Raw genomic sequence first — 13,264 nt, forward strand, 5'->3', positions numbered from 1 at the left:
GGGATCCCCGGTGACCGAGTCCTTCGTCCTGACCCTGAGCTGCGAGAACCGCACCGGCATTGTCCGCGCGGTCAGCAGCCACCTCGCCGCGCACGGCGGCGACATCGTCGAGCACCAGCAGTTCGACGACCCCGTGAGCGGGCGCCTGTTCATGCGTACCCGCGTCGCGGCGCCCGCCGGTACCGACCTCGACGCGGTGGCGGCCGACTTCGCCCCCGTCGCCGAGGACTACGCCATGGAGCACGCCTTCCACGCGCTGCGCGCCCCGCGGGTGCTCGTGATGGTCTCCACGTCGGGTCACTGCCTCAACGACCTGATCTTCCGCTGGCGTTCGGGGAGCCTCGGCGCCGAGCTCGTCGGGGTGCTCTCCAACCACGAGACCCTGCGCCCGATGGCCGAGTCCGCGGGGCTGCCGTACTTCTGCGTGCCGGTCACGCCCGCGACGAAGCCGGACGCCGAGGCGGAGATGCTGCGGCTCGTCGACGAGCTCGACGCCGAGCTGGTGGTGCTCGCCCGCTACATGCAGGTGCTCTCCGACCGCGCCTGCGCGACCCTGCGCGGCCGGGCGATCAACATCCACCACTCGTTCCTGCCCGGCTTCGCCGGCGCGAAGCCCTACCACCAGGCTTACGACCGCGGGGTGAAGTTCGTCGGCGCCACGGCCCACTACGTGACGGCCGACCTCGACGAGGGGCCGATCATCGAGCAGGAGGTGGTCCGCATCGACCACACCCACGACCCCCGTGCGCTGCAGACCGTCGGCCGCGACGCCGAGGCCCTGGCGCTCTCCCGCGCGGTGCGGTGGCACTGCGAGCGCCGCGTGCTGCTCGACGGCCACCGGACGGTGGTCTTCCGCTGACGCGGGTCGCGGCTCGTCGGAACGCCGGCGCGCCTCGCGCCGCGGCGAGCGGCACCTTGCGCATGATCAACAGAGGTTCGGGGCTGCGGTACGTGCCGGTCGCGCCCCCGGCCCCTACTCCCCGCGGTAGCCGAGCTTCGCCGAGAGCTCGGCGGCGCCGTCGCGCAGGTCGGCGACGATCGCGCGGGCGCGGCGGCGGGGGAGGCGGTAGGCCGGGCCGGTGGCCGAGAGCGCCGAGCCCACGGTGCCGTCGGCGGAGAACACCGGCACGGCGACGGCGTGCATCCCGACCTCGAGCTCCTCGAACGACCGCGCGTGTCCCTCGTCGAGCACGCGCGCCAGCTCGGTGCGCAGGGCGGCGGTCTCCACGATCGTGTCGTCGGTGTAGCGGGTGAGGCGGCGGCGCAGCACCGGGCGCCGCTCGCCCTCGGGCATCCACGCGAGCAGGACCTTGCCCGCGCCGGTGGCGTGCAGGGGGCTGCGGCGCCCCACCCAGTTCTGCGAGGTGATGGCCGCGCTGCCGTACTCCTGGGCGACGGTGATGGCGGCCTCGCCGTCGGTGACCGCGATGTTGACGGTCTCGCCGAGGCTCTCCGCGAGCTGCTGGCACACCGGCTGGCCGAGCCGCGCCACGTCGAGCCGGGCCGTCGTGGCGGCCGCGAGGCGGACCACGCCGAAGCTCAGGGCGTACTTCCCGCGCTCGCCGAGCTGCTCGAGCAGGTGCCGGTGCTGGAGCGCCGCCACGAGCCGGGAGGCGGTCGACTTGTGCACGTCGAGCTCGTCGGCGATCTCGGTGATCCCGACCTCCCCGCGCGCCGCGACGATCTCGAGGATCGTGATCGCGCGGTCGACCGACTGGACCGCGGAACCGTCGGTGGCTCCCATGGGACGACGCTCAGTCCGAGGAGTCCCGGCGGATGGCGGCGGCGAGCTCGGCGAGCAGGCCGGGCAGGCGGGCCGCGCACGTCGGGCAGACGCAGTCGCTGCCGTGGACGGCCAGCTCGTCGGCCACGCGGAAGGCGTCGCGGTACGGCGTCGGGGAGACGTCGGTGCCGGACGGGTCGCGGTTCTCGGGGGTGATGGACATCGTTGCTCTCCTGGAGGTCTCGGGGGACTCAGCCGACGCGCTGCGCGACCCAGTCGTGGAACTCGCCGATGTGGTGCTCGCTGGGCACCAGGACGCCGCCGCGCGCGTACGAGCGGGAGTCCATGGAGACCTGGCAGCGCTCGCAGGCGTCGAAGTCCTGCTGGTTGACGCGGTGGAACAGCTCCACCGAGCGGTCGATGTCCGCGCCGGAGTCGACGACCTCGGGCAGGTAGAGCCAGTCGCAGAGCACCAGCGTGCGCTCCGCGGTCAGCGGGAACATGCGGTGGAACACGACGTGGTCGGGCACGAGGTTGACGAAGACCTGCGGGCGCACGGTGATCGCGTAGTAGCGCCGGTCCTGGTCCTCGGCGACGCCGGGGATGCGCTCGAGACCCGCCGAACCGTCGACGGTGAAGCCGGCGACGTCCTCGCCGAACTCGGCACCGTGGCCGACGAAGTACTGCGCCGCGAGCCCGTTGGCGAACTCCGGCAGCACCTCGGTGAGCTCGGGGTGGATCGTCCCGCAGTGGTAGCACTCCATGAAGTTCTCGACGATCTGCTTCCAGTTCGCCTTCACGTCGTAGGAGATGCGCCGGCCGAGCTTCAGGTCGGCCACCTGGTAGCCGACGATCGCGTCCGGCGAGCCGAGACGGGCCGCGACGTCGCCGATCACGGTGTCCTCGAACGAGGGCGGCTCCTCGGCCAGGCAGAGCCACACGTACCCGAGCCACTCGCGCACGTGCACGCGGTGCAGCCCGTACTCGACGCGGTCGATGTCGGGCATGTCGCCGATGTTCGGGGCGGAGATGAGCTTGCCGTCGAGGCCGTAGGTCCAGGCGTGGTACGGGCACTGGAAGGAGCGCCGGACGCTGCCCTTCTCCTCGGTGCAGATCCGGGCGCCGCGGTGGCGGCACACGTTGAGGTAGGCGTTCACGGCGCCGTCCCGGCCGCGGGCCACGACGACGCTCTCGCGCCCGATCTGCACCGTCTCGAAGTCGCCGGCCTTCACGAGGTCGGCGGCGAGCACCGCGCAGAACCAGCCGGTCTCGAAGATGAGGGCCTGCTCGGCCGCGAAGATCGTGGGGTCGGTGTAGTACCGGCCCGGCAACGTGCCGCGCAGGCTCGCCGGCAGCGCCGGCGTCGCGATCTCCGGCGCGATCTCTCCGGTGGTCATGGGAATCGTGCTCCTCGAGGTGGCGCCAACGGGGGAGGGGCGTCGTCCGACCGGCGCAACGGTCGCGACCCGGGGTGGGAGCGGGCCGACGGCCTGACGCCGACTCGCCGCTGAGTTGCGCTATACGGAACACGATCCGTCATGCGCAACAACACGGTCCCCGACCGCGAGGTCCGCCGTCAAGGGTGCGGGCGAACGGGCCGTCGCGGGGATGCGTCACAGCGCCACGTCGATCCCCTCTTGACAAGCGGGTCGACGTCTCCCACGGTCCTTTGTTGCGAATGGAGCATCGTGTCTCCTATCGCGCAACACACCACTCCAGATCGTGGGGTGGCCCGTCGTCGGTCCGTCCCCCTAGTCGAGGCCCACGAGGAGGCCGCATGCACACCATCACGATCGTCGGAGCGTCCGTCGCCGGGATCCGATCCGCCGAGGCCCTGCGCAGCGCCGGGTACGACGGCCGCCTGGTCCTGGTCGGCGACGACCCGCACCGGCCCTACGACCGCCCGCCGCTGTCCAAGGCGTTCCTGGCGGGCGACCTCGACGCCGAGGCGATCGGCCTGCTCGACGCCGAGGAGGAGGCCGGGCTGGCCCTGGAGATGCGGCTCGGGGTCGCCGCCGCACGCCTCGACCCGGCCGGCGGGCGGGTCGTGCTCGCCGACGGCGGCGACGTGGCGACCGACGGCGTCGTGGTCGCCACCGGCGGGCGGGCCCGCCGCCTCCCCGGCACCGAGGGCGTCGAGGGCGTGCACACGCTGCGCACCCTCGACGACGCGCTCGCGCTCGGCGCCGCCCTGCGGGCCGGCTCGCCCCGGGTGGCGATCGTCGGCGGCGGGTTCATCGGCGCCGAGGTGGCCTCGACCTGCCGGTCGATGGGCCTCGAGGTCACCGTGCTCGACGGCCTCCCGCTCCCGCTCGCGCCCGTACTGGGCCCCCGGATCGCCCGCAGCTGCGTCGACCTGCACGCCGGGCACGGCACCGACCTGCGCCCGGGCGCCGCGGTCGCCGGCCTCGCGACGGTGCCCGCCCGCGAGGCACGTGGTCGCCGCGTCGTCGGCGTCGAGCTCGGCGACGGCACCACGGTGCCGGCGGACGTGGTGGTGGTGGGCATCGGCATCGTGCCCAACACCGAGTGGCTGGAGGGGTCGGGCCTGCGGATCGCGAACGGCGTGCGCACCGACGCCGGGATGGTCACCGACCTGCCGAACGTGGTCGCGGTCGGCGACGTGGCCCGCTACGGGGACGGTGACGCCGGTCGTCGCCACGAGCACTGGACCAGCGCCGGCGAGCAGGCGGCGGTCGCCGCGGCGAACCTCCTCGCGGACGCCGGTCGTCCCGGGGCCACCTTCCGGCCCAGCGGCTACGTGTGGTCGGAGCAGTACGGGCGCATGCTGCAGCTCGCCGGGCACCCGTCGGCCGCCGACCACGTGGACGTCGTCGACGGCGAGCCCGCCGACGGCCGCTTCGTGGCGCGCTACGTCGACGGTGAGGGTGTCACCACCGGCGTGTTCGGGATGGGCAACCCACGCGTGTTCGGGCGCGTGCGCCGCAGCGAGCTCGGCCGTCCGGCCCGGGCCGCCTGAGCGGGTGGTCAGCGCTCGCGCGGCGGTTCGAGCGGTACCCCGTCGTCCGAGACCTCGGGCGGCGGGAGCTCGGCACTGGAGGCCAGCGGCGCCGCACCCGGCAGCGGGCGGCCCGCCGACTCGGTGAGGAACAGGACGCTGACCAGGCCCACGACCCCCGCGGCGACCAGGTAGTAGCCCGGCCAGTCGAGGTTGCCGGTGGCCGTGGTCGCCGCGGCGATCACGGTGGGCGCCGTCCCCGCGAACAGCGACACCGCGACGTTGAACGTCAGCGCGAGCCCGCCGTAGCGCACCAGCGTCGGGAACAGGGCGGGCAGCGTGGAGGGCGCGACCGCGGCGAAACAGACGAGGCAGCCCCCGATGAGGGCGAGCCCGCCGAGCTGGCCGAGCAGCCCCTGGCGCAGGAGCCAGACCGCCGGCAGCCCGCCGACGACGAGCGCGAGGCTGCCCGCGAGGAGCACGGGCCGGCGCCCGACGCGGTCGGAGAGCCGGCCCAGCGCGGTGACGACGAGCAGCATCGCGACCATCACGACGACCTGCAGCGCGGTCGACGTCGCCTCCGCCGTGGCCGTCTCGCCGTGCTCGGCGAGGGTGGTCGTGAGGTAGATCGGGATGTAGTTGGTCAGCACGTAGTTGGTGATGTTCCAGGCGACGACGAGGCCGCCGGCCACCGCGAGCGCGCGTCGATAGCGCACCCACAGGATCTGCAGCGCGCGGCGCAGCGGCATCGTCGCCAGGGCGGGGGAGCGCTCCATGAGCTGGCGGAAGGCGGGCGTGTCCTCGAGGCGCAGCCGCAGGTAGATGCCGACGACGCCGAGCGGCAGGGCGAGCATGAACGGCACCCGCCAGCCCCAGGCGAGCAGGTCGTCGTCGGGCAGCAGGGCGATCAGCGCCGCGCTCACGCCCGCACCGAGGGTGTAGCCGGTGAGCGTGCCGAACTCCAGCCAGCTCCCGAAGAACCCGCGCCGGCGGTCCGGGGCGTACTCGGCGATCATCGTCAGCGCGCCCGTGTACTCCCCGCCCGCCGAGAAGCCCTGCAGCATGCGCATGACGAGCACGAGGACCGGCGCGGCGGCGCCGATCGCCCCGTGGCCCGGGATCAGGCCCAGCAGCACGGTGGCCGCGGCCATGAGCACGACCGTCACCGAGAGCACCCTGGTGCGCCCGATGCGGTCGCCCAGCGGGCCGAAGAACAGCCCGCCCAGCGGGCGCACGAGGAACGCGGCGGCGAAGGCGCCGAGGGCGTACACCGCGGCCCAGGGGCCCGCGTCGGGGAAGAACACCCTGGTCAGCACCGCGCCGGCCAGGTAGGAGTAGATCCCGAAGTCGTACCACTCGGCGACGTTGCCGATGGCCGCGGCGGCGGTCGCCCGACGTACGGTGTGCTCGCCCTCGATCGCGCGGGGCACGCCGCCGCGCCGCCGCGGTCCCCGCGGCTGCGCGTGCTCGGCCATGTGATCACTCCTGGAGCCGGCGGCGGTGGCGGGCTCGATGCGCCACAGAGTGTGGCATCCCGACCGCGGCGAGGGACTCACGCCGCTGACATATGAGACGTGTATCAGTCACGGTCTATTGCTGCAACGTAAATCTTCGGTGCGGTCGGCCAGTGCCCTTGACGGCGGGATTCCCGAGCTTCAGGCTCTGTGTTGCGGATAGCAAGACTCGATGCGCACGGCGCAACAGGAGCCAGAATGATCTACGTGGGCGAACTGTCCGACATCCCCGTCGGGGAGTCGGTCCGGGTGCAGGGTTCGGTGGCCATCGCGGTCTTCAACGCGGACGGCGAGCTCTACGCGATCGACGACACGTGCACGCACCAGGACGCGTCGCTGTCCGACGGCTGGCTCGAGGGCTGCGCGGTGGAGTGCCCGCTGCACGCGGCGTGCTTCGACCTGCGCACGGGCCGGCCGAGCGGGCCGCCGGCGAAGAAGCCCGTGCGCACCCACCGCGTCACGGTCGACGAGGGTCTCGTCTGGGTCGAGGAGACCGTGCGGGTGGAGGCGCGGGAGCTGGCCGGCGTCGAGTGACCCGGCGTCGAGTGATCCGGCGCCGCGTGACCCGCCGTCAGCTGCGGGGCCGCGGCGGCATCGCCAGGGGCGGCGGGGCGGCCGGCGCGCTCCCGTTCTCGCCGTGCTCGAACAGCGACGCCGCCGGTCCGACGACGTAGGGGTCGGGCGTGCCCACGAGCTCGTGGTTCTTCTCGGGGTAGTCGAACCGGGAGAGCACGTGGCGCATCGCCTCGAGCCGGGCGCGCTTCTTGTCGTTGCTCTTGACGACGGTCCACGGCGCGTCGGCGGTGTCGGTGTAGAAGAACATCGCCTCCTTGGCGGCGGTGTAGTCGTCCCATCGTCCGAGCGAGGCGAGGTCGGTGGGGCTGAGCTTCCACCGTCGCACCGGGTCGACCTGCCGGATCAGGAAGCGCGTGCGCTGCTCGTTGCGCGACACCGAGAACCAGAACTTCACGAGGTGGATCCCGCTGCGCACGAGCATCCGCTCGAGGTCGGGGGCGGCGCGCATGAACTCCATGTACTCGCGGGCCTCGGTGTAGCCCATGACGCGCTCGACGCCGGCGCGGTTGTACCAGCTGCGGTCGAACAGGACGATCTCACCGCCCGCGGGCAGGTGCTCGACGTAGCGCTGGAAGTACCATTGGCTGCGTTCGCGCTCGCTGGGCTTCTCCAGCGCGACGACCCGGGCGCCCCGCGGGTTGAGGTGCTCCATGAAGCGCTTGATCGTGCCGCCCTTGCCCGCCGCGTCGCGGCCCTCGAAGAGCACGACGACCTTGCTGCCCGAGTCCTTGACCCAGTTCTGGAACTTCAGCAGCTCGATCTGCAGGAGGCGCTTCTCCTCCTCGTACTCCACGCGCGACATCCGCTCGGCGTACGGGTAGCCCTCGCGCCACGTGTCGACCGGGAGCCCGTCCGCGCCCACCAGCAACGGGTCGTCGTCGCCGTGGTCCTCCACGGACGCTCCGTCGATGTCGATCTGCTCGTCCCGGTCCTCGTCGGTCACCGGCGCATGCTCGCCCGACCAGGTGGCGCGCAGGTGAACACGAGCCCCTCCTGTGCGGCGTCCCACGCCCACCCTCTTCGCAGCGAACGGGCGGTTCGCTGCTTCTACGCGCCGGAAGTCCCCGTTCGCGTCACCACCTTCCGGGACGCTGCTCCGACGGCCGTTCCCGACGAGCCCGGCCCCGCGCCCCCCGTGCCAGGCTGCCCGGCGTGACCGTCCTCGACCGGCGTGCCCTCAACCGGGCCTCGCTGGCCCGCCAGCACCTCCTCGAGCGCGCGTCGGTCCCAGTGCTCGACGCCGTCGCCCACCTCGGCGGCCTGCAGGCCCAGGAACCGCAGGAGCCCTACACGGGGCTCTGGTCCCGGCTCGCGGGGTTCGACCCGGCCGAGCTCTCCGCGCACCTCGCGGGCCGGCGCGTCGTGCGGACCCACCTCATGCGCCGCACCGTCCACCTCGTCACCGCCGAGGACGCCCTGACCTGGCGGTCGCGCCACGACGCCATGCTGCGCCAGCGCCTGCTGGGGGTGTACCGCCGGGACCTCGCGGCGGTCGACCTCGACGAGCTCGCCGACCTGGGCGGACGCCTCCTCGCGCAGGAGCCGCGCACCCTGCCCGAGGTCGGCCGGGAGCTCGCGGCGCGGTGGCCGGACGTCGCGCCGCGCGTGCTCGGCGAGAGCGTCGGCACCCTCGTCCCGGTGGTGCAGGTCCCGCCGCGCGGGCTCTGGGGCGAGGTGGGCCCGGCGCGGTGCCTGCTCGTCGCGTCGTGGCTGGGGCGCCCGGTCGACCCGCCGGTGGCGGACGGCACCGACCCGGTGGGGGAGACCCTGGTGCTGCGCTACCTCGCGGCCCACGGGCCCGCCGCGTCGGCCGACCTGCGGGCGTGGTCGGGGCTCGCCGGGCTGCCGGCGGCCGTCGCCGCGGTGCGCGACCGGCTCGTGGGCTTCCGCGACGAGCGGGGCCGCGAGCTCCTCGACCTCCCGGACGCGCCGCGGCCCGACCCCGACACCCCGGCCCCCGTGCGGTTCCTGCCCGCCTTCGACAACGCGATCCTCGGCTACGACGACCGCCGCCGGATCATCGACGACGCCGACCGCGGGCTCTCGGTCGCGGGCGAGCGCGTGGTGCTCGTCGACGGCCGGGTGGCGGCGACGTGGACGACCTCCGCCGACGCCGCCGTCACCGTGACGCCCCGGCGCCGCGTCACCCGCGCCGAGCGCACCGCCGTCGGGGAGGAGGGCCGCGCGCTGGCCGGGTTCCTCTCCGGCGGCGCGCACCACCGGGTCACGGTCGCGGCGTCACCCCGCTGACCGCCCGGCTCCCCACCACGCCAGCAGCGCGGCGAGGGCGTCCTCGCCCAGCGCACCCGGGAGGTCGGTGCCGAAGCGGTCCCGGGCGAGGGCCCGGAGGTGCTGGCCGCCGAACGCGGCGCCCGCCGCGGCGGCCGTCGCGACCAGGACGCCCGGCCCGCCCTCGTGGCCGTCGCGGCACGCGGCGACGTCGGCCCCGACGGCCGCGAGCCCGAGGCGCGGCGCCAGCCCGGGCGCCGCCGTCCGCGGCGGGATCGCGGGGTGCTTGTCGCCGGCGGCCTCGCCGAGCGCGCCGAGCGTCGCCGCGCCCCGCCCGAACCGCCCGGCGAGCAGGCCGCCGGGGGCGCGGTCGCCGGGACGGGCGCGCCAGGAGAGCGCCGCCGTGCCGAACGTGCTGCGGGCCCCGGTCGCGGCGCCGAGGGCCGCGGCGCGGGCGAGCGTCCCGAGGGTCGCGGGACGCCGGTCCGGTTCGGCCTGCTCGTCGGCGCGGAACGTCGCGGCGAGGGTGGCGTGGGTGGCCGCGCCGTAGGCGAGGTGCGGGACGACGTCGGCGGCCCAGTCGGCGGAGGCCCACCGGCGCGGGTCGGTGAGGCCGAGGCGAGCGGTCGGCAGGTCGGAGGCGAGCATCGCGGCCGCGCCGAGCACCGGCACCCCGATCACCGCCGGCAGCCGCACCCCGGCGCTGCGCAGGGCGCCGCCGACGCCACCGACCGCGACCCCGGTGGCGGTGCCCGCGAGCCCGCCGAGGCCCTCGAGGCGGTGGCGACGCTCGCGACGTCGGCCGGGGATCGACACGTCGGCGCGGTCCGCGAGCGCCGAGACCGTCTCGACGGGCGTGTCGCTCGCCGGTCGCGCCCGCAGGGCCATGTCGGCCTGGGTCGTCACGTTCAGCGCGGTCGTCCCGGCGGCGCCGGCGGCGGTGCCGCGGAGGAGTCCGGTCAGCAGGGAGGTCACGCCGCCAGGGCTACCCGGTGTCGTGCCCTGAGAGTCGGGCGCGGCGTTCAGCCGCATCTTCTGGACCGTTCGATGCAGCAGCACGCCATCTCACCGTGCCCGGACGGCCGCCCGTCTCCCGAACGGATCTCGTCCTCTCAGGGCCGGACGATCATCCGCCGGCGCGCCCCTAGCGTCGGGAGCCGTGTCGAAGCGCGCGAAACGGGCGGTGTGGTCGTCGGCCTTCGTCCTCCTGCTGCTGGGGCCGCCGGCGGTGTACCTGGGCCGGGAGGGCCTGGACCCCGGGAAGCTGCTGGGCCCCGCCATCGTCCTGTCGGGCCTCGTCGCGGTGGTCGCGATGGTGCTGACGACCGTCGGCGCCTCGCGGATCCGGGCGCTGACCACCGCCCTCGGGATCGATCGCGTCATGGGCGTCCACCGGTGGCTGGGCGTCGCCGCCCTCGTGCTGGTCGCCGCGCACACGGTGCTCGCCGTCGTCCGGAGCCCGAAGCTGATCAACCCCTTCGGTGTCTCGTTCGGCATCGGGCTCGGGTACGCCGCGTTCGCCGGGATGATCCTGCTCTCCGGTGCCGCGGCGTGGGGGCGGCGGCGCGGGACGCGCTACGAGTGGTGGGCGCGCCTGCACGTCGGCGCGGCCGCCCTGGCCCTCCTGCTCGCGGGGCTGCACGTGATCTGGATGGGCGACCTGGTCGCCGACCCGGTGATGCGGGTCGTCCTCGCCGCGCTCGTCCTGCTGCTGCTCGGGGTCCTCGCCCGCCGGTGGGTGTGGCAGCCGCTGTTCTCGCAGCGCGGGGCCTACGTCGTCTACGGCGTGCGCCAGGAGGGGCCGGAGGTCGCGACGCTCGCGCTCACCCCGGTGTTCCGCCGGCGCGGGCTGAAGGGCTTCGCGCCCGGCCAGTTCGTGTGGCTGCGGCTGCACCGCCGGGCGATCGGCGTGCAGGAACACCCGTTCACGATCGCCTCCAGCGCCGAGCTGGCCGACCGCCTCGAGCTCACCGTGCGCGCGAACGGCGACTTCACCCGCGCGCTGGCGCGGATGGGGCCGGGCCGCAAGGTGTGGCTCGACGGCCCGCACGGCAGCTTCACGCCGGAGGCCCCCGAGCACGTGGACGGCCTCGTGCTGATCGCCGGCGGCGTGGGGATCACGCCGATGATGAGCATGCTGCGCACCCTCGCCGAGCGCGGCGACCGGCGCCTGCACCGCCTCGTGCTCGCGGAGCGGGCCGACCAGCCGCTGTTCGGCCCGGAGCTCGAGGTGCTGGCCCGCCGCCTCGACCTCGAGGTCGTGCGCACCGCGGGCCGGCGGATCGACGCCGACCTGCTCGGCGAGGTCCTGCCGCGCGCCCGCGGGCGCCTCGAGTACTACGTGTGCGGCCCGCCCTCGCTGCTGTCCGGCACCCTCGCCGCCCTCGAGCGGCTGGGTGTCCCGCCCGCGACCGTGCACAGCGAGCAGTTCGGCTGGACCGGCCAGCTCCCGGCGGCCACCCCGGCCGACGTGCCCTCGCCGCGGGCGGCACGGGACCCCCGGGCCGAGCCGGTGGGGACCGGCGCCGCCCCCGGCGGGCGTCACGGGGGCGGCACGCGGTGATCAGGCGGGGATCAGCGGCGCGGCGGGCGCGGGGGTGGCCCCGACGGAGAACAGCCGCGGGAAGCGGTCGAGCAGGTCGACGTCCCCGTGGGCGACGACGAGACCGTCCTGCCGGGCCCGCGCCGCGGTGATCTCGCCGGTCAGCAACGGCATCGGCGACCCGCGGAACCCGAGCGTGAGATCAGCGTCGTCGGCGCGTCCCTCGGCGACCTCCACCGAGGTCGGGGACACGCGGGCCGTGACGATCGTGGCGCCCATGTCGACGACGAACACCGCGGGCTCGCCGCCGTCGGGGGTGAAGGTGGCCCGCAGGGCGAGCACCGCCGAGTCGGGCGTGAAGACCTCGTCCGGCGCCGGGTGGGCGCCGAGCGAGCGCGCGCCCCAGGCGCCGAGGTCGGCGAGGACGTCCTCGAGCTGCCGGCCGTACGGCGTGAGCTCGTAGCGGACCGTCGCCTCGGCGAGCCGCCGCTGCACGACCCGCCCCGCCTCGAGCTCGTTGAGCCGGGTGGTCAGGGTCGTGGGCGGGATCCCGGGCAGCGTGGCCTGCAGCTCGGGCAGCGACTTGGGCCGCAGGACGAGGTCACGGACGACGAGCATCGCCCATCGCTCGCCCACGAGCTCCATGGCCTTGGCGAGACCGCAGTACTGGCCGTAACGGCGACCGGACATCTCTACTCCTCCCCGACAGGGGTGATGGTGGTGGTGCGACGTGTGATCAGGCGGCGTCCGCGCCGAGGGTGAGCAGCTCGGCGTAGGCGTCGGCCACCTCGTCGCCGGGCTCGACGCCGAGCTCGGCGGTGAGGACGTCGCGCAGCCGGCGGAAGACGCCCATGGCGTCCGAGCGCCGGCCGCAGCGGCCGAGGACGCGGATGAGCTGCGCGTGCAGCCCCTCGTCGAGCGGGTGGGCGAGCACGAGGGCGGAGAGCTCGCCGACGAGCTCGCGGTGCCGGCCGCGGTCGATGTCGGCGTCGATGCGCGCGCTGCGCACCGCCCGCCGCCGCTCCAGGAGCTCGACGCTCTCGACGGCGAGCACGGAGCCCGGCGGGACGTTGGCGATGGGCGGCCCGGCCCAGAGGTCCTCGGCGGTCCGCAGCTGCGCGGCGGCCTCGTCGACGCGCCCCTCGGCGAGGGCGTCACGACCCTCGCGGCACCCGGCGTCGAAGGCGTGCAGGTCGGTGCGGGCGGGGTCGACCTCGAGGGCGTAGCCGGGAGCGCGCGTGACGAGCACCCGGTCGGGATCGCCGGCGAGGCCGAGGTCGGAGAAGCACTGCCGCAGCTGGTAGACGTGGGTCTGCACCGCGGCGCGGGCCCGCTTCGGGGGCCGGTCGCCCCAGAGCTCGGCGACGATGGTGTCCGTCGGGACCACCTGGCGGGGCCGCAGCAGGAGCAGGGCGAGCAGCTGCAGCGCGCGCGGGGCGGTCGGCGCCATGTCGCGGCCGTGGACCACCACCTCCAGGCGCCCGAGCAGCGCGAATCGCACGTCGGGGTCGAGGGCGTCGTCGAAGGCGCGGGGACCGTCGACGGGTCCCACGTCGCCGGGGGCAGTGGTGAGCGTGAGTGTCACGAGTTCGTCCCTTGTCGGTGTCGTCGGACGGTCGCTTCGCATCGGTGAACGGGGAGGAACTCTGCCGATCACGGCGCGCCGCGGTCAGTGCGCACGCCATCTGCGCGTCGTGCAGGTCTCACTCGTCCGTGTGACG

Annotated in this window: 13 protein-coding genes; 5 read left to right on the top strand and 8 right to left on the bottom strand. The window is 74.8% G+C overall.

Annotation, left to right across the window (positions count from 1 at the left end; genetic code table 11):
* Positions 1-10 precede the first annotated feature (10 nt).
* On the top strand, positions 11-859 hold the full coding sequence (purU, locus tag WCD41_RS04860) for a formyltetrahydrofolate deformylase (protein ID WP_337712233.1): 849 nt from the start codon (positions 11-13) through the stop codon (positions 857-859).
* 114 nt (positions 860-973) lie between these two features.
* On the opposite strand, the gene WCD41_RS04865 is transcribed toward purU, so the two are convergent.
* Genes WCD41_RS04865 through WCD41_RS04875 form a run of 3 tightly spaced genes read right to left on the bottom strand, consistent with a single transcriptional unit; the run spans position 974 to position 3,120 of the window.
* Complete coding sequence (locus WCD41_RS04865) at positions 974-1,744, bottom strand: IclR family transcriptional regulator (protein ID WP_337712234.1); 771 nt, start codon at positions 1,742-1,744, stop codon at positions 974-976.
* Between the two features lie 10 nt (positions 1,745-1,754).
* Positions 1,755-1,946, bottom strand: a complete 192-nt coding sequence (locus tag WCD41_RS04870) for a hypothetical protein (protein WP_337712235.1) — start codon at positions 1,944-1,946, stop codon at positions 1,755-1,757.
* 28 nt (positions 1,947-1,974) lie between these two features.
* Positions 1,975-3,120 carry an aromatic ring-hydroxylating oxygenase subunit alpha gene (locus tag WCD41_RS04875; RefSeq protein WP_337712236.1) on the bottom strand — a complete coding sequence of 382 codons (1,146 nt, stop codon included), beginning with the start codon at positions 3,118-3,120 and terminating at the stop codon, positions 1,975-1,977.
* Between the two features lie 380 nt (positions 3,121-3,500).
* On the opposite strand from WCD41_RS04875, the gene WCD41_RS04880 reads away from it, so the two are divergent.
* The gene (locus tag WCD41_RS04880) at positions 3,501-4,703 is read left to right on the top strand and encodes an NAD(P)/FAD-dependent oxidoreductase (protein ID WP_337712237.1); all 1,203 of its coding nucleotides are present in this window, start codon (positions 3,501-3,503) and stop codon (positions 4,701-4,703) included.
* An 8-nt stretch (positions 4,704-4,711) separates the two neighbouring features.
* Here WCD41_RS04880 and WCD41_RS04885 read toward each other — a convergent pair whose 3' ends face one another.
* Complete coding sequence (locus WCD41_RS04885; RefSeq protein ID WP_337712238.1) at positions 4,712-6,157, bottom strand: MFS transporter; 1,446 nt, start codon at positions 6,155-6,157, stop codon at positions 4,712-4,714.
* A 237-nt stretch (positions 6,158-6,394) separates the two neighbouring features.
* Between WCD41_RS04885 and WCD41_RS04890 the strand changes: the two genes are divergently transcribed.
* A complete protein-coding gene (locus tag WCD41_RS04890) occupies positions 6,395-6,730 on the top strand; it encodes a bifunctional 3-phenylpropionate/cinnamic acid dioxygenase ferredoxin subunit (protein WP_337712239.1) in 336 nt (111 codons plus the stop codon).
* A gap of 37 nt (positions 6,731-6,767) precedes the next feature.
* Here the strand turns inward: WCD41_RS04890 and ppk2 are convergent, their stop codons facing one another.
* Entirely contained in the window at positions 6,768-7,715 is a 948-nt protein-coding gene (gene ppk2, locus WCD41_RS04895) for a polyphosphate kinase 2 (RefSeq protein ID WP_337712240.1), read from the bottom strand.
* Between the two features lie 209 nt (positions 7,716-7,924).
* On the opposite strand from ppk2, the gene WCD41_RS04900 reads away from it, so the two are divergent.
* Positions 7,925-9,022, top strand: coding sequence for a winged helix DNA-binding domain-containing protein (locus WCD41_RS04900; protein ID WP_337712241.1), 1,098 nt, complete (start codon positions 7,925-7,927; stop codon positions 9,020-9,022).
* On the opposite strand, the gene WCD41_RS04905 is transcribed toward WCD41_RS04900, so the two are convergent.
* Positions 9,011-9,976, bottom strand: coding sequence for a hypothetical protein (locus tag WCD41_RS04905; protein WP_337712242.1), 966 nt, complete (start codon positions 9,974-9,976; stop codon positions 9,011-9,013). The two genes, WCD41_RS04900 and WCD41_RS04905, sit on opposite strands and share 12 nt — an antisense overlap.
* Before the next feature lie 184 nt (positions 9,977-10,160).
* On the opposite strand from WCD41_RS04905, the gene WCD41_RS04910 reads away from it, so the two are divergent.
* A complete protein-coding gene (locus WCD41_RS04910; protein WP_337712243.1) occupies positions 10,161-11,564 on the top strand; it encodes a ferredoxin reductase family protein in 1,404 nt (467 codons plus the stop codon).
* On the opposite strand, the gene WCD41_RS04915 is transcribed toward WCD41_RS04910, so the two are convergent.
* Positions 11,565-12,233: a winged helix-turn-helix transcriptional regulator gene (locus tag WCD41_RS04915; RefSeq protein WP_337712244.1), complete on the bottom strand. Its 669-nt coding sequence runs from the start codon at positions 12,231-12,233 to the stop codon at positions 11,565-11,567. It lies immediately after the preceding gene.
* 46 nt (positions 12,234-12,279) lie between these two features.
* Positions 12,280-13,128: an AfsR/SARP family transcriptional regulator gene (locus WCD41_RS04920; RefSeq protein WP_337712245.1), complete on the bottom strand. Its 849-nt coding sequence runs from the start codon at positions 13,126-13,128 to the stop codon at positions 12,280-12,282.
* Positions 13,129-13,264 lie beyond the last annotated feature (136 nt).

This window comes from Actinomycetospora aeridis, from assembly GCF_037400275.1.
Taxonomy (GTDB): domain Bacteria; phylum Actinomycetota; class Actinomycetes; order Mycobacteriales; family Pseudonocardiaceae; genus Actinomycetospora; species Actinomycetospora aeridis.

Excerpts from the sequence above, each read along its gene's own strand:
- WCD41_RS04865 (WP_337712234.1), bottom strand. The coding sequence starts at position 1,744 with ATGGGAGCCACCGACGGTTCCGCGGTCCAGTCGGTCGACCGCGCGATC.
- WCD41_RS04870 (WP_337712235.1), bottom strand. The coding sequence starts at position 1,946 with ATGTCCATCACCCCCGAGAACCGCGACCCGTCCGGCACCGACGTCTCC.
- WCD41_RS04875 (WP_337712236.1), bottom strand. The coding sequence starts at position 3,120 with ATGACCACCGGAGAGATCGCGCCGGAGATCGCGACGCCGGCGCTGCCG.
- WCD41_RS04880 (WP_337712237.1), top strand. The coding sequence starts at position 3,501 with ATGCACACCATCACGATCGTCGGAGCGTCCGTCGCCGGGATCCGATCC.
- WCD41_RS04885 (WP_337712238.1), bottom strand. The coding sequence starts at position 6,157 with ATGGCCGAGCACGCGCAGCCGCGGGGACCGCGGCGGCGCGGCGGCGTG.
- WCD41_RS04890 (WP_337712239.1), top strand. The coding sequence starts at position 6,395 with ATGATCTACGTGGGCGAACTGTCCGACATCCCCGTCGGGGAGTCGGTC.
- WCD41_RS04915 (WP_337712244.1), bottom strand. The coding sequence starts at position 12,233 with ATGTCCGGTCGCCGTTACGGCCAGTACTGCGGTCTCGCCAAGGCCATG.